The organism is Acidobacteriota bacterium (assembly GCA_034211275.1).
Taxonomy (GTDB): Bacteria; Acidobacteriota; Thermoanaerobaculia; order Multivoradales; family JAHZIX01; genus JAGQSE01.
In genome coordinates, this window is sequence record JAXHTF010000152.1 from 1 (window position 1) to 16,767 (window position 16,767).

A 16,767-nucleotide genomic window follows, 5' to 3' on the forward strand; every position below is an offset into this window, starting at 1 on the left:
GCTGCCCTTCGGGGTCACCAGGCTGCGGTTGGTGTGGGTGGTGTTGCTGTGGGCCTATTGTTCCCTCGGCGAGCGCCTGGTGCTGATCCTGGTGCTGCTGCTGGTGGGCTCGGTGCCCTTTCTGCTGCCGGTGCAGCGGCAGCAGGTGGCGCTGGCGCTGTCACCGCCGGTACGGGCGGTGACGGCGGTGGAGGAGAGTCGGCTCTACGGGCGGCTGTTCAGCGATTTCAGCGTGTTGGGGCGGGTGCAGGGAGACAATCCCGCGGTACACCACCTGCTGGCGGATCTGCACCGGCGGCTGGGGCAGTGGGAGCTGGCCCGTTCGAGTTACCTCGATCTGGTGGAGCGGGAGCCGGAGAATGCTCCGGCGCTGATCAACCTCGGCATTTATTTCTACAACCAGGAGGATTTCGGCCGCGCCGCCGCCTACTTCGGCAAAGCCGCCGAGGCCGACCCCGAGAGTGCCGTGGCCTACTTCAACCTCAGCCAGGCGTTCAGCTCCGGGTACCTCTATGACGATTCGCGCAGGGCCCTGCAGCAGGCCCAACAGCTGAAGAGCAAAGAGGTCGGCCAGTGGATCCAAGAGGCGGTGGCGGTGGAGGTGCGGCCGGTGGATGGTGGAGTGGCCCGGTTGGCGGAGATCAAGGACGCTATGGGCAGCGAGCAAGGCGCCACCGAGAGCGGGGTCAAGGGCAGAGTGCTGCGTCACGGCCTGACCCTCTTCGTCGCCGTCGGCGTGTTGTTGATGGCGGCGGCCTTGTACCTGGCTCGCCGGGGCGGTGGGCTCAGCACTCCGTCCTCCGGACCCCGCAACGGTGGAGATACCGGCGATCTCCTGCTGCGGGTGTTGATCCCGGGGCTGCCGTCGGCACGGGAAGGCTCGGGGGCCGTGGCCTATCTGGCTTGGGTGCCGCCGGTGGCGTTGCTCTTGCTGCCGTTCTCCACCACCTGGGGCTACGCCGTCCCGTGGGGCTTCGACCCCGGCGGCATGCTCACCAAGCTGATCGCCACCGTCGGGTTGGTGGTCTTCCTCCTGCTCCGGCTGGTGCAGCAGAATCGGGGCGGCTGATGAGGAGGGTGGCATGAGCGTCGAAGGCAGTCTGGACCTCTTCCAGCTCCACGAGATTCTGCAGACGGTGGCGCACCAGCAGCGCACCGGCATCCTCACCGTCCAGGGGCAGGACGACATCGTCGCCATCTCCTTCCTCAAGGGCAAGGTGGTGGCCGCCGACTCCCTCAACCAGACCGGCGACGAAGGGCTGCAAAAGGTCTTGGTGCGGGAAGGGCTGGTCGAGGAAGGACCGCTGCGGGAAGCGGTCGCTCTGAGCGAGAGTCGCGGCACCCGGTTGCAGGACGTCCTGGTAGAGCAGGGGTTGGTGGAGCGTGCGGGCCTGCTGTCGGCCCTGCGGCTGCAATACCAGGAGCTGATGGCGGAGCTCCTGCACTGGCGTCAGGGCGAGTTCAAGTTCTACGCCAACGACGAGGTGGCCTTCGAGGACGGTCTGCAGCCCATCGTGATCCAGGATCTCCTGCTGCGGTATTACGAGCCGGACGAGCCCGAACCCGAGGCCCCCGCGCCGCCGCCGGGGGCGGTGGCGGTGACCGCTGAAGAGGGCGACGTGCCGCGGGATGCGGTGCTCGAGCGGATCTCGGTGAACAAGCCCATCAAGGTACGGGCTGCCGGAGGAGAGGGAGGCAGCGATGACGAAGGGTTCATCGTCCTCTCGCCGCTGGAGCAGCAGATTCTCGGGCGCATCAACGGCTCCCGCAGCATCGCCGATCTGGCGGTGGACTGCGGTCTCGAGGCCCAATGGGTTCAAGGGGCGGTGGATCACCTGCAGAGGCTGGGCTTGGTCCGGCCGCGGTCGGGGCCGGCGGCGGACGACCTGGTGGTGGCGGAGGAGCCGGAGCTACCCGGACCGGCGGCGTCCCCGGTGGCCACCGGCTCCGGCGAGGTGGACTTGCTCCTGGTGGACGAGGCCCTGGCGGACGAAGCGCCGGCGGAGCCGCGGTCCGGCCGCAAGCGCAAGATTCCCTTCGTCGGTGGGACCCCGGGGCGTGCTCCCGGCGCTCAGGCCGAGGGAGTGGTGGCCTGGGGAGCTCGGGTCCTGGCGGTGGTGGTGGCGGCGCTTCTGGCGGTGCAGCTCTTCCAGCAGCCTCAGCAGGCTCTGCTGCCCTTCCCGTGGCTCCAGGAGCAGCGTTTGGGCTTTATCGCCCAGCAGCGGCAGGCGGCTCATCTGACCATCGACGGTGCCGCCAAGACCTACTTCCTGATGAACGGCCGTTTCCCCGAGCAGCTGGACACGCTGGTGGAGGGCGGCTTGCTGCCTCGCGAGCTGGTCAACGATCCCCAGGGCTATCCGCTGCACTACCAGCCCGGAGCGGTGCAGTACCAGCTGCTGCCGCTGGATAGCGGCGAGACGCTGATGGAATTGAGCACCACCGAGGCCATTACCGACAACTTCCTCCTCGACCTCGACTTCTTCTCCATCCCCGGCAGCTCGCTGCAAAAGCCCCTGGTACTGCTGGACTGAGCTTCGCCCCTCGCTGGGGGGCGCGCGGCCGCACGACCTTCTCCCACCGAGACAGCCTTTCTCCCACCGAGGCAGTCTGGCCCTCTCCCACCGGGACAGTCTGGATGTCCCCGGAATTCGGGGCCGTTGGCCATCTCTCTGCGAAGTCTGCTGGTTTCTGGACACAAGATGGAGAAAATCCACCCGCCCGGGATTAAACTTGAGTGCGCTCATGTTAGATAGGGTGTACGGCGAGGTTGACAGTTCCCGACTAAAGTTTGTATGCTCGTCGTGCTGCCGAAGAAGATTCTCAAAGGAGGAGATATAGTGAGCAAAATCATTGGCATTGATCTCGGTACCACCAACAGCGTGGTTGCCGTGATGGAAGGTTCCGAGGCGAAGGTCATCCCCAACGCCGAGGGCAGCCGTACCACCCCCTCGGTGGTGGGCTTCGCCCAGAGCGGCGAGCGCCTCGTGGGTCAGGTCGCCAAGCGGCAGGCCGTGACCAATCCCGAAAACACCGTCTCGTCCGCCAAGCGCTTCATGGGGCGCCGGTACGACGAGGTCAACGAAGAAATGAAGATGGTCCCCTACAAGGTCGTCAAGGCCGACAACGGGGACGTGCGGATCTCGGTGGAGAGCAAGCAATACTCGCCGCCGGAGATCTCCGCCATGGTGCTCCAGAAGCTCAAGGAAGCGGCGGAGGACTATCTGGGACAGAAGGTGGAGAAGGCGGTGATCACCGTCCCCGCTTACTTCAACGACTCCCAGCGTCAGGCCACCAAGGACGCCGGCCGCATTGCCGGCCTGCAGGTGGAGCGCCTGGTCAACGAGCCGACGGCGGCGGCACTGGCCTACGGTCTGGACAAGAAGAAGGACCAGACCATCGCCGTCTACGACTTTGGCGGCGGTACCTTCGACATCTCCATTCTCGAGGTGGGCGAGGGCGTCGTCGAGGTGAAGTCCACCAACGGTGACACCCACCTGGGCGGTGACAACATCGACCAGAAGATCATCGAGTGGCTGCTGGCGGAGTTCAAGAAGGATCAGGGCATCGACCTGTCCTCCGACCCCATGGCGCTCCAGCGTCTCAAGGAGGCGGCGGAGAAGGCCAAGATCGAGCTCTCCACCACCCAGGACACGGACATCAACCTGCCCTTCATCACCGCCGGTGAGTCGGGCCCCAAGCACCTCAACCTGCGTCTCTCCCGCAGCAAGCTGGAGCAGTTGGTGGAAGATATCGTCCAGCGCTCCATCGATCCCTGCAAGCAGGCCCTCAAGGACGCCGGTCTCAAGCAGGCCGATGTCGACGAGGTGGTGCTGGTGGGTGGCCAGACCCGCATGCCGCTGATCCAGAAGGCCGTGGCCGACTTCTTCGGCAAGGAGCCCCACAAGGGCGTCAACCCGGACGAGGTCGTGGCCGTAGGCGCCGCCATTCAGGGTGGTGTGCTGGCCGGCGACGTCAAGGACGTGCTGCTGCTGGACGTCACTCCCCTGTCCCTGGGCATCGAGACCCTGGGCGGAGTGTTCACCCGGCTCATCGACCGCAACACCACCATCCCGGCGCGCAAATCGGAGACTTTCTCCACCGCCGCCGACAACCAGACCTCTGTGGAGGTCCACGTGCTCCAGGGCGAGCGCGAGATGGCGCGGGACAACCGCACCCTCGGCAAGTTCAACCTGGACGGCATCCCGCCGGCGCCCCGCGGCGTGCCGCAGATCGAGGTCGCCTTCGACATCGACGCCAACGGCATCGTCAACGTGTCCGCCAAGGATCTGGGCACCGGCAAGGAGCAGAAGATCACCATCACCTCGTCCAGCGGCCTCAACGAGGACGAGATCGAGCGCATGGTGAACGAGGCGGAAACCCACAGCGACGAGGACAAAGAGCGGCGCAAGAAGGTGGAAGCCCACAACCGCGTCGACAGCCTGGTCTACCAGACCCAGAAGACCTTGGACGAGAACAAGGAAAAGCTGGATGCCGAGTCCATCGGCAAGCTGGAGTCGGCGCTGGGTGACGCCCGCAAGGTGCTGGAGGACAGCGACAGCAGCCTGGAGGCCCTGGAGACTGCCGAGAAGACCCTGGTGGAGGCTTCCCACAAGCTCGCCGAAGCGGTCTATCAGCAGCCCGGAGCCGAGGCCGCCGGTGGCGACGCCGGTGCCGGACCCGAGGCCGAGGGCGGCGGCGACCAGGCGGAAGGTGACGATGTCATCGACGCCGAGTACGTCGAGTCCGACGGCACCAAGGGATGAGGCCCCTGTCGCCGGACCGCCGGACGCAGGCCGATGCCTGCGGCGGCGGTTCCGGTGACCTAGTCGCCCGATGACGAAGAGGGCCTACTGAAGAGAGGCTTCCATGGTAAGACGCAAGCAAGGGAAGGGCCGCCCCGTCGGCGTGATGATCAGCGCCGTGGCGGAGCAGTTCTCCATCCACCCCCAGACGCTACGCATGTACGAGCGCGAGGGGCTGATCACTCCCTTGCGGAGTGCCGGCAACACCCGCCTCTACGATGACGAGGCGATCCGCCGCATTGAGGTCATTCTCACCCTCACCCGCGAGCTCGGGGTCAACCTGGCCGGGGTCGAAGTGATTCTGAACATGCGCGAGCAGATGGAGCATCTCAACCAAGAAGTGGATCGGCTACTGCAGGTCGTCAAGCAGCAGATGATGGACCGCCGCGCCGGCATCGAGCGCCACCAGGCGCTGGTGCGGATTCGTGGCGGCCCCCTCGCCCGTTCCACCTCCAACGACGAGCGCTGACGGCCCAGCCTCGGGCTTTGCAGCCCGGGCCTGGCCACAGCGCTGATTTCTTCGCCCCCGCGGGCCTTTGCCGGAGATCCCGGCAGAGCCTCAGCGGGGGTTTTTGCTGCCCCGCTCCGTGCTAGCATCCCTTCCATGAACGAGACGGCAGCGCCCTTACCGCCCCGTCCCTCCGAGCCCTGTCCCGTGTGCGGGGGGCGTGGTTGGGTGGTGCATCCCGACGGCGGCGCCGGTGCCGCCCGGCGGTGCGAGTGCCAGAAGCGCGGCCGGGCCCAGCGCCTGCTCAACGCCGCCGGCATTCCCGGCCGCTATCGCAAATGCCGCCTCGAGGGCTTCAACACCTACCAGAGCCGTGCCGGAGCCCAGAATCAGTTGACCCGGGCCTTGGCGGACAGCCAGCGCTATGTCGAAGGCTTCCTACGCCCTGACGGTAACTTCACCCGCACCGGCCTGCTCTTCATCGGTCCGCCGGGGGTGGGCAAGACCCACTTGGCGGTGTCGGTGCTGGTAGAGCTCATCACCACCTACCAGGTCGCCGGGCGCTTCGTCGACTTCACCTCGTTGATCCACCAGATCCAGAGCAGCTTCGATCCCAAGAGCCCGGAATCCAAGCGCGAGATCCTCGACCCGGTGGTGCAGGCGCCGCTGTTGGTGCTCGACGAGCTCGGGGCCCAAAAGCCTACTCCTTGGGTGCAGGACATTCTCTACCTGCTGATCAATAGCCGCTACAACGAGCGCCTGCCCACCCTCTTCACCACCAACTACACCCTCGACGAGCCCGAGCCCCCCGCCCGCAGCGGCCGCGCCGAGAAGACGCTGGATCGCGGTGCGGACCGCACCGATGGCCCCACGCCCCTCTCCCGCCGCATCGAAGCGCGCCTGGTCAGCCGGCTGTGCGAGATGGCCCGGCCGGTGCGCCTGGGAGCGGTGGAGGACTTCCGCCGTGAGGTCCAGATGCAGCGGCTGCGCGTCTGAAACATCACCGCCGTGCGCTTGCGACCTCCTTCCGCCGGATCTCTGCGCCTCATCGCCTGCGTCCTCGCGCTAGCGTGGGTGGCGGCTTGTAGTCAGGCGCCGGCACCGCGCACTCCTGCCGACGAACCACCCGCCACCGAGATCCCCTCCGCCCAGGTGGTGCCCCAGAAGAGCGCGCCGGCGAGCCCCGCCCCGTCGCCTACCCCGTCGACCACCCCATCGCCCGCCCAGCCGGAGGACACGGCGGCTCCCGACGAGCCCAAGCCCGTTCCGCCGGCGCCTCTGCCGTCGGCGTCCCCGTCTTCCGCTACCGCCGAGCCTGCACCGGAGCCACCACCAAAGGTCGACGTGCCGGCCCCACCGGTCGTCTTGGAGCCGGAGCCCTCGGCGGCACGGGTCATGACGGTACGAGTCGGCCTGGCCACCGATCTGGAATCGGTGCAGCTGCCCTGCTGCACCGGCAGCGTGGGCGCTCGCATTGGGGGCCGTCGGGTCGAGCTGGTTTCTCCCATCCGCATCGAGCCCGCCGCCGATGCCGCCGGTTCCGCCTACTTCCGGCTCCAGGTCTCGGCTCTCAAGGACGAAGTCCAGGCCCAGGCGCTGGCGCGGCGGCTGGCCAGCCGCTGGGGCTTGCCGGCGGACGCCCGTTTCGACGCCGCGGCGGATCTCTACAAGGTGCGCATCGGCCGCTTCGCCACCCGCGAGGAAGCGGAGCGTCAGGACCGCGCCCTGGAGGCCGGCGGTGTCGCCGGCGCCTGGGTGGTGACTGAGGGGGGCGGTCTGGAGCGACCGGCGCTGCGGGTCTTCCAAGGGCAGAACGAGTACCGCGAGGAGGGTCGCTGGCTGGCGGTGGAGGCCGAAGAAGCCGAGCAGAGCCAAGGTCGCGGATTCGAGCCTTCCGTGACCTTCGAGGGCCGCCGTTTCCGCGGCCGTCTGCTGATCTACCTCAACGACCGCGGGCGCCTCAACGTGATCAACGAGCTCTCCCTGGAGGACTATCTGCGCGGCGTCGTGCCCAAGGAGATGGGGCCGCTGGTCTACCCGGAGCTCGACGCCCTCAAGGCCCAGGCGGTGGCGGCGCGCACCTACACCGTGCGCAACCTGGGGGAATTCACCGCCGAGGGTTACGATCTCTGCGCCACTCCCCGCTGTCACGTCTACGGAGGTATGGACGCCGAGCATCCGGTCACCGACCGCGCCATCCGCGAGACCGCCGGCCAGATCGTGCTCTATCATCAGGAAACCGCCGACACCCTCTACACCGCCACCTGTGGCGGCCACACGGAGGATGTGGAGGCGATCTTCCCCACCCTGATCAATCGCCCCTACCTCCGGGCGGTGCGCTGCTCCGAGGCGGGAGCCCAGGCCCTCGCCGGCGGAGTGACCGGCGGCACACCCTTCCCCTCGGGTTTCACCCGCGTGCTGCTGCCGGTGGACCCGCAGCTGGACTCGCGCACCGCCCTCGAGAAGCGCCTGCGGGAGCTCGCCCATCTCGCCGGCCTGCCGGCGGCGGAAGATCGCTTGGCTTCGATCCAGCGCCAGGAAGTCCAGCGCTTCGTCGCCTCCATCTTCGACCTGGCCCTCGACGCGCAGCTCTTCGTCGATCCCCACGACATCCCCTACTTGCTCTCCAATCCTCCTGACAGCTGGGGCGAGCAGGCCCTGCGCCAGGCGGCCTACCTGGTGGCCAGCGGGCTCTTCGACGAGGATCTGGAAGGCGAGCTGGACGAGGCGGAGGTGGAGCGCATGCTGCTCCAGCTGGCGGTGATGCTGCACGTGGTGCGGGAGGAGCCGGCCGGTTTTCTGCGCCTCGATGGCCAGACGGTGGAGGTGCGGCAGGACGGCAAGGTCCGCGGCTATCCGCTGCCCGGCCAGCTGCCAGGCTTTCGCCAGCGCGAGGAACGCATCGTCGCCGGCGACCTCAGCCTGGTGCCCGGCGACCGGCTGCGGCTCTATCTGCGCGGGGATCGGCTTTTGGCCCTGGTGCAGGAGATGGATCCCGACGGCGTCGCCTACGACCGCCGCAGCAAGCGCCGGGCGTGGACCCGCTTCCACACCGACGGTGAGTTGGCGGAGAAGGTGGAGGAGCGCTACCCGGGCCTCGGCTTCCGCAACTTCGAGATCATCGAGCGCGGCGCCTCCGGCCGGGTGACCCGCCTCTCCCTCCTCGGCGCCGACGGCCGCCGGGTCGAGGTGGCGGGCCTGGCCATCCGCTGGACTCTGGGCCTGCCGGAAACCCTCTTTACCGCCACCCGCCTGCGGCCGAAGGACGGTCCCGCGGGCTGGCTGTTCAAGGGCCGCGGTTGGGGCCACGGCGTCGGCATGTGCCAAGAGGGCGCCTACGGCATGGCCCTCCGCGGCTACACCTACCGCCAGATCCTCGCCCACTACTACACCGGCACCCACCTCGGTCAGCTCGACCCCGCAACCCTCGCGACGGCGGCGTCGGTGGCGGGGCGGTAGCCTACTGCTGCTCTCCGACTTTGCAGAGGATGGCGGCAGCTTCGAGCCCTTCGAGCAAGAGTAGGACGAAGCGTTGGATGTGCTGCGACGAGGCGAGCTGGAGGCGGATTGACTGGTTGGGGAACCTGTAGATTTGACAGAATTCATCCAACGACTAGACTGAGCCTATGGCTACCTTGACCGTTGAGCTCACGTCCATTCCCCCAGTCCTCGAAGATCAGGAGTTCGCCCGGTATCTGATCGCGGGCTCCCTGTACTCGAAGGGCCTTCTCTCGGGAGAGCAAGCGCGGCAGTTGACCGGTGATGCGCGTCGGGTGTTCGAAGAGAAGATGGCGCAGCACGGTTTCCCGATCATGCCGGACGACGACGAAGAGATTCTGGCCGAGCTGAATGCCTAGGTTCGGCACGGTCGTTGCCGACGCCAGCCCGCTCATCTCGTTGGAGAAGATTCCCGGCGGATTCTCGCTGCTGGCCAACACCTGTTCCCGACTACTGGTTCCTCAGGCGGTTGCTGAGGAAGTTTCCTTCTACCTCGACGAAGGTGTCGATTACTTTCGGCATCACGGTGTCGGTCAGTCTGTCGGAGTAGAGGTCGTGGGGGCGGTTGAGCTGGGAGTGCTTGACGGGATCGAGCCCCAAGAGCTAGGTCGTGGAGAGCTTCATGCAATCGCTCTTGCGCATGCCCGCAGCACGCCTATCCTCATCGAGGAGCGCAAGGGGCGGCGAGTCGCTCGGGATCAAGGGCTGGTGGTTTTCGGAGCTGCTGCGGTCGTGAAGATTGCCTTCGAGGAAGGCGGAGTTGATGGCGATGAGGCTGAGAGCCATCTGCGGGCGCTGCATCAGGAGCGCCGCATTAGCAGGAAAGTCCTCACCAGAATGCTGGAGGTATTGGGCCGACGGTGAGCTTGGAAGCTCGGGCGAGCCTTCTGGATGCCTCGTCAGCCAGAGCTCCTCGGCTCGGTAATCATCGTCTCCTCGCTTCCGTTGAGGGCAGAGCGCTCTGTTCATATCTCCAAATGTGGTAAAACTCGCTCCCAGCGGGTCCTTTTCCGAGCCGCGCTGAGAACACCATGGCCAGCCCCAAGCAATTGAGCGAAGAACAGGTGCGGGCAGTGGTGCGTCGGGTGGTGGAGGAGTGGTTGGAGTCGGCGGGACCGGGGAGCCGGGATGCCGGCGCTAAGAAGGTCGGCAGCCAGTCGACGCCCAGCGGGCCCGTCGCGACCTCCGGCTCCACCTCTAGCCCCACTGGCGCAGGCCGTGCGGCCTCAGGGGGGAGTGACGCGGTAGCCCTAGGGGCGGATCATGGGGGCTTCGAGCTCAAGGAGGCTCTCATCGCCCATCTGCGCGGCCGGGGCGTGGCGGTGGTGGATTGCGGGACGTACTCCGAGGACAGCTGCGACTACCCCGACTTCGCCCACGAGGTGGCGCGGCGGGTGGCGGACGGTAGCTGCCGGTGGGGGGTGATCGTCGACGGTGCCGGCATCGGCTCGGCGATGGTGGCCAACAAAGTTCCGGGAGTGCGGGCGGCGGCCTGCTACGATCTGGCAGGCGCGCGCAACAGCCGCGAGCACAACCACGCCAACGTGCTTTCCCTGGGATCCGGCTGGACCGGCCCGGCGCTGGCCAAGGAGATTCTCGATGCTTGGCTCGCCACTCCCTGGGGCGAAGGCCGCCACGCGCGACGGGCGGCGAAGATCGACGAATACGAGGCGCGGTACACGCGGTAGCTGGGCGGCAGAACCGACAAGAACGTTATTTCGAGAACCGAGATAGAGACTATGGACGAGCGCGAACGATTGGTCGAGATCCTCACCCGGCGGGTGTTGGAGGCTCTGGGCACCGAGGCCTCCGGCTGTTGCGCCGACTGCCGCGGCGGCTGTGCCGCCTGCTGCTCCGACAAGGCGCGCTCGGTGGTCCAGGCCGGAGCCTGTCGACTCAGCTACTGCGGTCACGGCGACGACGTGCCGGGGGATCTGGCGCGCTACATCGACCACACCCTGCTCAAGCCCGACACCACCCCGCAGCAGATCGAGGTCCTCTGCGACGAGGCCCGGGAGCATCATTTCGCCGCCGTCTGCGTCAACCCCGTGTGGGTGCGGCGGGCGGCGCAGCGGCTGCGCGGCAGCGACGTCCAGGTGGCCTCGGTGGTGGGTTTCCCCCTGGGGGCCGCCACCACTCGCATCAAGGCCATGGAGACTCGCCAGGCGCTGCGGGACGGTGCTCGGGAGATCGACATGGTGATCAATATCGGCGCCCTCAAAGGCGGTGACTACGACCTGGTGCAGACCGATATCGCCCGGGTCACGGAAGCCTGCAACGAGGTCGGCGCCATCAACAAAGTGATTTTGGAGACGGCGCTCCTCACCGATTCCGAGAAGGTCATCGCCTGCAAGCTCGCCCTCGCCGCCAAAGCTCATTACGTCAAGACTTCCACCGGCTTCAGCTCCGGCGGCGCCACCGTGCTGGACGTCGCCCTGATGCGCGAAGCGGTGGGGCCGGAGGTCGGCGTCAAGGCCGCCGGCGGCATCAAGAACGCGGACGACGCCCGGCGCATGATCGAGGCCGGGGCCACTCGCCTCGGCGCTTCCGCCGGCATCCAGATCGTCCAGGGAACTGCATCGGAGGCCACCAGTGGCGGATATTGACCTGCGCTCCTACGTTTTTCTCGACAGCCTCCAGCCCCAGTATTCGGCGTTTCTGGGCACCGTCGCCCAGGGCTTTCTGCCGCTGGCGGGGGACGCGTCCCTGTACGTCGAGATCTCCCCGGGCATCGAGATCAACCGCCTCACGGACATCGCCCTCAAGAGCACCAAGGTGCGGCCGGGGATGCAGATCGTCGAGCGCTACTACGGGCTGCTGGAGGTGCACTCCGAGTCCCAGGCGGAGACCCGCGCCGCCGGCGAGGCGATCCTCGAGGCGGTGGGGCTCAAAGAAACGGATCGGCGCAAGCCGCGGATCCTCAGCAGCCAGATCATCCGCAACGTCGACGATCACCAGGTGCAGCTGATCAACCGCATGCGCCACGGCCAGATGCTGCTCGCCGGGGAGACCCTCTACGTCCTCGAATGCGAGCCGGCGCCCTACGCTGCCCTGGCCGCCAACGAGGCGGAGAAGGCGGCGGAGATCAACGTTCTGGAAGTGCGTTCCTTCGGCTCCTTCGGCCGCGTCTATCTGGGCGGCTCGGAGCGCGACATCGACGCCGGCTGGCGCGCCGCGGTGGCGGCGCTGGAAGGATTGGAAGGGCGCTCTGGCGACGACTGAGAGAGCCTGTAGAAACTGAGCGAGACGGACCAACGAATCACAGCGAAGGAGAGTAGGGCAATGGCCGAAGCATTGGGAATGATCGAGACCCGCGGATTCACCGCGATGGTGGAAGCGGCGGACGCCATGGTCAAGGCCGCCAAAGTAGAGCTGGTGGGCTACGAGAAGGTCGGCGGCGGCTACGTTACCGCGGTGGTGCGGGGCGACGTGGCGGCGGTGAAGGCAGCGGTGGACGCCGGTGTCCGCGGTGCCGAGAAGGTCGGCGAAGTGGTTTCCACCCACGTCATCGCCCGCCCCCACGGCAACGTCGACGAAGTGCTGCCCCTGGGCCGCGGCGAGACCGCCAAGGCCAGCGGCGGACGCCGCAAGTAGGAGCCGTCGTTGCTCCTGGGCAAAGTCGTCGGGACCCTGGTCGCCAGCCGCAAGGAGGAGAGCCTGGAAGGGCTCAAATTCCTCGTTCTGCAGCAGCTGACGGTGGCGGGGAAGGAGGCTTCCGGCTACGTGGTGGCGGCGGACGGCGTCGGCGCCGGGGTCGGCGAGGTGGTGCTCTACGCCAGCGGCAGCTCGGCGCGCCAGACCGAGGCCACCAAGGATCGCCCCTGCGACGCCGTGGTCATGGCCATCGTCGACACCTGGGAGGTGGACGGCGAGGAGCGCTACCGCAAGGAGTAGCGGGCCGTCCCGGGGAGCTCTAGCCCGGGATCCACCGAGAAACCAGCATGTCCATCATCGATCCAGCGGAAGTCGAGAGCATCGTTCGCCGGGTGCGCGAGCGCCATGGGCTTCCCGTGTCCGAGGAGGCCCCGGCCTTCCCGCTCGGGAGACCGGTCTCCGGAGCTCCTGCGCCGGGCACCGCCGCGTCCCCCATTCCCGTCCCGAGCGCCCGTGGAGGGAGCGCGGAAGGCGTCTTCGCCGACGTCGACGGCGCCGCCGAGGCTGCCTGGAGCGCCTTCCTTACCTTCCGGGATCAGGGGATGGACCTGCGCCGCCGGGTCATCGAGTCGATCCGCGAATCCATGCGCGAGCACGCCGAGGAGCTCGGCCGCCACGCCTGGGAAGAAACCGGTCTGGGCCGTCCCGGTGACAAGAAGATCAAGAACCTCCTGGTGACGGAGAAAACCCCCGGCCTCGAGGATCTGGAGACCCGCACCGTCAGCGGCGACCGGGGCAAGACCTGGACCGAATACTCCCCCTACGGCGTCATCGGCTCCATCACTCCCACCACCAACCCCACCGCCACCATCATCAACAACTCCATCGCCATCCTGTCGGCGGGCAACGCGGTAGTGTTCAACGTCCACCCCAACGCTCGGCGGGTGTCGCTGGAGACGGTGCGGTTGCTCAACCGCGCCATCACCGCCGCCGGCGGACCGCCCAACGTGGTGGCGGCGGTGGCCAAGCCGACCATCGAGACCGCCCAGCAGCTGATGCGCCACCCGCGGGTGCGGGTGCTGCTGGTCACCGGCGGTCCGGCGGTGGTGCGGGAAGCTCTGAAGACCGACAAAAAGGCCATCACCGCCGGTCCCGGCAACCCGCCGGTGGTGGTGGACGACACCGCCGACATCGCCCTAGCCGGTCGCGAGATCGTGCGCGGCGCCTCCTTCGACAACAACGTCATCTGCACCGACGAGAAGGAAGTCTTCGCCGTCGCCTCCATCGCCGACCGGCTGCTGCAGGAGATGGCCGCCAACGGCGCCTACCTGCTCAAGGAGCACGAGCTGCGCAAGCTCGAGCGGGTGATCTTCCGCCAGCTCGGCCCGCCCAACAAGCCGGGCAAGATCGATCCGCGGTGGATCGGCAAGAACGCCGGCGAGATCCTGCGCCAGATCGGCGGCGACGGCGGCGAAGAGATCCGCCTGCTGGTGGCGGACGTGCCGCGGGAGCACAGCCTGGTGTGGACCGAGCAGCTGATGCCGGTGATGCCGGTGGTGCGGGTCCGCGACGTGGACGAGGCCATCGACCTGGCGGTGCGGGCGGAGCACGGCTTCGGTCACACGGCGTCCATTTTTTCCACCGACCTCGAGGCCATTACCCGCATGTCCCGGGCCATCAACGTCAGCATCTTCGTCGCCAACGGACCGACTCTGGCGGGTCTCGGCGCCGGCGGCGAGGGCTTCACCTCGTTCTCCATCGCCAGCCCCACCGGCGAAGGCCTGACCACCCCCCGCACCTTCAGCCGCATTCGCCGGGTCACCGTCGCCGGCTCATTGCAGGGACTCTAGGGCATGGCGGAAACGATCCAGCTTGAGCCGGCCCTGGCGCTGCTCGAACTCGCCTCCATCGCCGCCGGCATCCGAGCCGGCGACGCCATGGCCAAGCGCACGCCCCTCTCCGCCCTGCGCACTGGCACCGTGCATCCGGGCAAATACCTGATCCTCGCCGCCGGCCAGGTGGCGGAGGTGGAGGAGGCCTTGGACGCCGCCGAGGCCGTTGGGACCGTGGACTGCCGGGTCTTCCTGCCGGCGGTGCACGACGAGGTGGTGCGCGCCCTGTGCGGCGGCCGCCGTCCCCACGCCGGCGAGGCCCTGGGAGTGATGGAGACCACCACCGTGCCGGCGATCCTCGAGTTCGCCGACGCCGCGGTGAAGGGCGCGGAGGTGAGCCTCACCAAGCTGGCCCTGGCGGACGGCCTGGGGGGCAAGGGCTACGCGCTGCTCTCCGGCGCGGTCTACGACATCGAGGCGGCCATGGAGATCGGCGAGGAACGCCTGTCCCGGTCGTCGGTGGTGGAGCGGGTGGTGATTTCCCAGCTCGATCCGCTGATGGCGGAGAACCTCCTGGCCCCCGGCGAGCTCTTCCACCGCCTGCCCGCTGCCGGGGAGTCCTGAGATGCAGCTCGGCCGGGTGGTGGGCACGGTAGTGGCCAGCGTGCGCAGCGAGGGCCTCGACGGGATCAAATTCCTCATCGTCCAGCCCCTGGACCGCCGCGGTGACGACGCTGGCGAGCCGGTAGTGGCCGCCGACGCGGTGGCCATGGCGGGGCCCGGCGACCAGGTCTACTACGTCGCCAGCCGCGAGGCGGCGGTGGCGATGCCCGAGACCTTCGTGCCGGTGGATCACGCCATCGTCGGCATCGTGGACCAGGTCGCGGATCTCGACGGCTCTTCCAGGAGCGGCGGATGAAGATCGCCCGCGTCACTGGCACCGTGGTCTCCACCATCCAGCATCGCTCCTTCGACGGTCAGAAGCTCCTCCTCTGCGACCTCCTCGACCTCGCCGGCGAGCCCACCGGCGCCTACCTCATCGCCGTCGACTCCGTCGGCGCCGGCGCCGGAGAAACAGTCCTCATCCTCGACGAAGGCAACGGCGCCCGCCAGGTCCTCGCCGACCCCGAAGCCCCGGTGCGCGCGGTAGTGGTGGGGGTGGTGGACGAGCTCGCCCTGTCCTCAAGCTGAGAACGCCTTCAGTCTGAGGACCCTCTTCTCCCTCACGCCTCCTCCCGAGACCTTTGCTTGCTTTCCTTTCGCCGAAGAGCGGACTTTTATTCAGAATGTCACGAATTAAGATAGTTAGTGCACTCTACTAATGAGTCTCGCTGTAGATGCCCTGCGCTGTTCTTCTCGCAACAGAGTCCCCCCAGGGTGATCCGAGATCCCCGGAGGTGCTTCTCCCCGGCCTGTTGAGAAGCCCCTCCTGGGAACCTTTCATGCCCTGAGTTGGAGCTGAGGAGATTGTATGTGGAAATCTAGTTCTCGCGATGGCGCCCTGGTGATCGGTGTCATGGTCTTGTTGCTGACCCTGATGGCCGCCCCGCCGGCCGATGCCTGTTGGACGCCTCTCGAATGGCAAACGAAGCCGGTGGAATGGGACCGGGATCGGGACGGTAACGGCATTGACGACACCCTCGATGCCAAGATCGGTTCCGACCAGGCGGCGCCGCCGGCGACCAGGGAGAAGGTCGTTGTCAACCTGACCCGTTGTCCCACGGCCACCGACATCTCCTGGCTGTCCCAATACGGAACCATCCTCAAGCGGGGCCGGTATGTCACTTTCGTCGCCATGGGCGATGTCGATCCGGCGGACTTGCCGACCCTCGCCGCTCACCCCGTGGTGGCGATGATCGAGGAGATGCACGGCTTTCAGTCGGCTCTCAACGTCAGCGGAGCGGCCATCAAGGTGCGCTCCAGCACAAACTATCCGATGAACCTGGAGGACCTCGCCCCGCTGGTCGACGGAACCGGGACGACCATCGCCATCATCGATTCGGGGGTCGACGATCAGGCCGGATCCGGCACCACCCATGAGATGTTCCCCAGCTCCAAGTACGTGGGGGGATACATCGTCGGCAGTGGCCTCGGCAACCCTGACGACACCGACAGCCACGGGACTCACGTGGCCGGCATCGCCACCGGGATTCTGAGCTCGGGAGCCGCCGGGCACCGGGGCATGGCGCCGGCGGCGGGCCTGGTGGACTGCCAAACCACTCTGATGTGCGGCCCCAACTCGTGGCTCGATGTCATCGAGTGCTTCGAGCAGCTGATCACCAACCAGCCCACCTGGCAGGTGGACGTGGTCAATTTGAGCCTTCGGCAATGCGACACCTCGTTCCAGACCATCACCACGGACGGCACTGACGCAGCCAGCCAGATGGCCAACCAGGTGGTGGCTCGGGGTATCTCGGTGGTCGCCGCTGCGGGCAACGATGGCCCCGGCAATTCCGGCCTGACCTCTCCGTGCTCCGCCGACAACGCCGTCTGTGTGGCGGCCATGGATGATCAGAACACGGTGACCCGCAGCGACGATGCCATCGCCAACTTCTCGAGCCGTGGGCCGCGGGCCCCCGCCGGGGATCTC

19 protein-coding genes are annotated in these 16,767 nt (G+C 67.4%); 18 read left to right on the forward strand and 1 reads right to left on the reverse strand.

Annotated features, from left to right (window positions below):
* The 5 genes from SX243_19090 to SX243_19110 all read left to right on the forward strand — a co-directional run.
* Positions 1–1,069, forward strand: a 1,069-nt coding sequence (locus SX243_19090; GenBank protein ID MDY7095086.1) for a tetratricopeptide repeat protein, incomplete at its 5' end; no start/stop codon positions are given.
* A gap of 13 nt (positions 1,070–1,082) precedes the next feature.
* Positions 1,083–2,534, forward strand: coding sequence for a DUF4388 domain-containing protein (locus SX243_19095; GenBank protein ID MDY7095087.1), 1,452 nt, complete (start codon positions 1,083–1,085; stop codon positions 2,532–2,534).
* A 306-nt stretch (positions 2,535–2,840) separates the two neighbouring features.
* Positions 2,841–4,766, forward strand: a complete 1,926-nt coding sequence (dnaK, locus tag SX243_19100; GenBank protein ID MDY7095088.1) for a molecular chaperone DnaK — start codon at positions 2,841–2,843, stop codon at positions 4,764–4,766.
* A gap of 103 nt (positions 4,767–4,869) precedes the next feature.
* Positions 4,870–5,274, forward strand: a complete 405-nt coding sequence (locus tag SX243_19105; protein ID MDY7095089.1) for a MerR family transcriptional regulator — start codon at positions 4,870–4,872, stop codon at positions 5,272–5,274.
* Between the two features lie 135 nt (positions 5,275–5,409).
* Positions 5,410–6,249: an ATP-binding protein gene (locus SX243_19110; protein MDY7095090.1), complete on the forward strand. Its 840-nt coding sequence runs from the start codon at positions 5,410–5,412 to the stop codon at positions 6,247–6,249.
* A gap of 92 nt (positions 6,250–6,341) precedes the next feature.
* Here the strand turns inward: SX243_19110 and SX243_19115 are convergent, their stop codons facing one another.
* The gene (locus SX243_19115; GenBank protein ID MDY7095091.1) at positions 6,342–6,650 is read right to left on the reverse strand and encodes a hypothetical protein; all 309 of its coding nucleotides are present in this window, start codon (positions 6,648–6,650) and stop codon (positions 6,342–6,344) included.
* On the opposite strand from SX243_19115, the gene SX243_19120 reads away from it, so the two are divergent.
* The 13 genes from SX243_19120 to SX243_19180 all read left to right on the forward strand — a co-directional run.
* Positions 6,649–8,712: a SpoIID/LytB domain-containing protein gene (locus tag SX243_19120; protein MDY7095092.1), complete on the forward strand. Its 2,064-nt coding sequence runs from the start codon at positions 6,649–6,651 to the stop codon at positions 8,710–8,712. The genes SX243_19115 and SX243_19120 overlap by 2 nt on opposite strands.
* Before the next feature lie 167 nt (positions 8,713–8,879).
* Positions 8,880–9,110 carry a UPF0175 family protein gene (locus SX243_19125; GenBank protein MDY7095093.1) on the forward strand — a complete coding sequence of 77 codons (231 nt, stop codon included), beginning with the start codon at positions 8,880–8,882 and terminating at the stop codon, positions 9,108–9,110.
* Positions 9,103–9,615, forward strand: a complete 513-nt coding sequence (locus SX243_19130) for a hypothetical protein (protein MDY7095094.1) — start codon at positions 9,103–9,105, stop codon at positions 9,613–9,615. Before SX243_19125 ends, SX243_19130 begins: the two co-directional genes overlap by 8 nt.
* A 167-nt stretch (positions 9,616–9,782) precedes the next feature.
* A complete protein-coding gene (gene rpiB, locus SX243_19135; GenBank protein MDY7095095.1) occupies positions 9,783–10,439 on the forward strand; it encodes a ribose 5-phosphate isomerase B in 657 nt (218 codons plus the stop codon).
* A 234-nt stretch (positions 10,440–10,673) separates the two neighbouring features.
* Positions 10,674–11,357, forward strand: coding sequence for a deoxyribose-phosphate aldolase (gene deoC, locus SX243_19140; protein ID MDY7095096.1), 684 nt, complete (start codon positions 10,674–10,676; stop codon positions 11,355–11,357).
* Positions 11,344–11,973 carry a hypothetical protein gene (locus SX243_19145; GenBank protein MDY7095097.1) on the forward strand — a complete coding sequence of 210 codons (630 nt, stop codon included), beginning with the start codon at positions 11,344–11,346 and terminating at the stop codon, positions 11,971–11,973. The genes deoC and SX243_19145 overlap by 14 nt, the downstream gene beginning before the upstream one ends.
* A gap of 60 nt (positions 11,974–12,033) precedes the next feature.
* On the forward strand, positions 12,034–12,345 hold the full coding sequence (locus tag SX243_19150; protein MDY7095098.1) for a BMC domain-containing protein: 312 nt from the start codon (positions 12,034–12,036) through the stop codon (positions 12,343–12,345).
* A gap of 9 nt (positions 12,346–12,354) precedes the next feature.
* Positions 12,355–12,645, forward strand: a complete 291-nt coding sequence (locus SX243_19155; protein ID MDY7095099.1) for a EutN/CcmL family microcompartment protein — start codon at positions 12,355–12,357, stop codon at positions 12,643–12,645.
* Positions 12,646–12,692: 47 nt separating this feature from the next.
* A complete protein-coding gene (locus SX243_19160) occupies positions 12,693–14,195 on the forward strand; it encodes an aldehyde dehydrogenase family protein (protein ID MDY7095100.1) in 1,503 nt (500 codons plus the stop codon).
* 3 nt (positions 14,196–14,198) lie between these two features.
* Positions 14,199–14,801: a BMC domain-containing protein gene (locus SX243_19165; GenBank protein MDY7095101.1), complete on the forward strand. Its 603-nt coding sequence runs from the start codon at positions 14,199–14,201 to the stop codon at positions 14,799–14,801.
* A gap of 1 nt (position 14,802) precedes the next feature.
* Positions 14,803–15,096, forward strand: coding sequence for a EutN/CcmL family microcompartment protein (locus SX243_19170; protein ID MDY7095102.1), 294 nt, complete (start codon positions 14,803–14,805; stop codon positions 15,094–15,096).
* Positions 15,093–15,368, forward strand: a complete 276-nt coding sequence (locus SX243_19175; protein ID MDY7095103.1) for a EutN/CcmL family microcompartment protein — start codon at positions 15,093–15,095, stop codon at positions 15,366–15,368. The genes SX243_19170 and SX243_19175 overlap by 4 nt, the downstream gene beginning before the upstream one ends.
* Before the next feature lie 280 nt (positions 15,369–15,648).
* A partial coding sequence (locus SX243_19180; protein ID MDY7095104.1) for a S8 family serine peptidase occupies positions 15,649–16,767 on the forward strand: 1,119 nt, incomplete at its 3' end.

What these genes read in the sequence shown, in the direction of transcription:
- SX243_19110 (MDY7095090.1), top strand. Translation starts at nt 5,410, where the DNA reads ATGAACGAGACGGCAGCGCCCTTACCGCCCCGTCCCTCCGAGCCCTGT.
- SX243_19175 (MDY7095103.1), top strand. Translation starts at nt 15,093, where the DNA reads ATGAAGATCGCCCGCGTCACTGGCACCGTGGTCTCCACCATCCAGCAT.
- SX243_19115 (MDY7095091.1), bottom strand. Translation starts at nt 6,650, where the DNA reads ATGACCCGTGCCGCCGAGGGCTCCGGCTCCAAGACGACCGGTGGGGCC.
- SX243_19130 (MDY7095094.1), top strand. Translation starts at nt 9,103, where the DNA reads ATGCCTAGGTTCGGCACGGTCGTTGCCGACGCCAGCCCGCTCATCTCG.
- SX243_19125 (MDY7095093.1), top strand. Translation starts at nt 8,880, where the DNA reads ATGGCTACCTTGACCGTTGAGCTCACGTCCATTCCCCCAGTCCTCGAA.
- SX243_19170 (MDY7095102.1), top strand. Translation starts at nt 14,803, where the DNA reads ATGCAGCTCGGCCGGGTGGTGGGCACGGTAGTGGCCAGCGTGCGCAGC.
- SX243_19105 (MDY7095089.1), top strand. Translation starts at nt 4,870, where the DNA reads ATGGTAAGACGCAAGCAAGGGAAGGGCCGCCCCGTCGGCGTGATGATC.
- SX243_19150 (MDY7095098.1), top strand. Translation starts at nt 12,034, where the DNA reads ATGGCCGAAGCATTGGGAATGATCGAGACCCGCGGATTCACCGCGATG.
- SX243_19160 (MDY7095100.1), top strand. Translation starts at nt 12,693, where the DNA reads ATGTCCATCATCGATCCAGCGGAAGTCGAGAGCATCGTTCGCCGGGTG.
- SX243_19120 (MDY7095092.1), top strand. Translation starts at nt 6,649, where the DNA reads ATGACGGTACGAGTCGGCCTGGCCACCGATCTGGAATCGGTGCAGCTG.
- SX243_19095 (MDY7095087.1), top strand. Translation starts at nt 1,083, where the DNA reads ATGAGCGTCGAAGGCAGTCTGGACCTCTTCCAGCTCCACGAGATTCTG.
- SX243_19165 (MDY7095101.1), top strand. Translation starts at nt 14,199, where the DNA reads ATGGCGGAAACGATCCAGCTTGAGCCGGCCCTGGCGCTGCTCGAACTC.
- rpiB (MDY7095095.1), top strand. Translation starts at nt 9,783, where the DNA reads ATGGCCAGCCCCAAGCAATTGAGCGAAGAACAGGTGCGGGCAGTGGTG.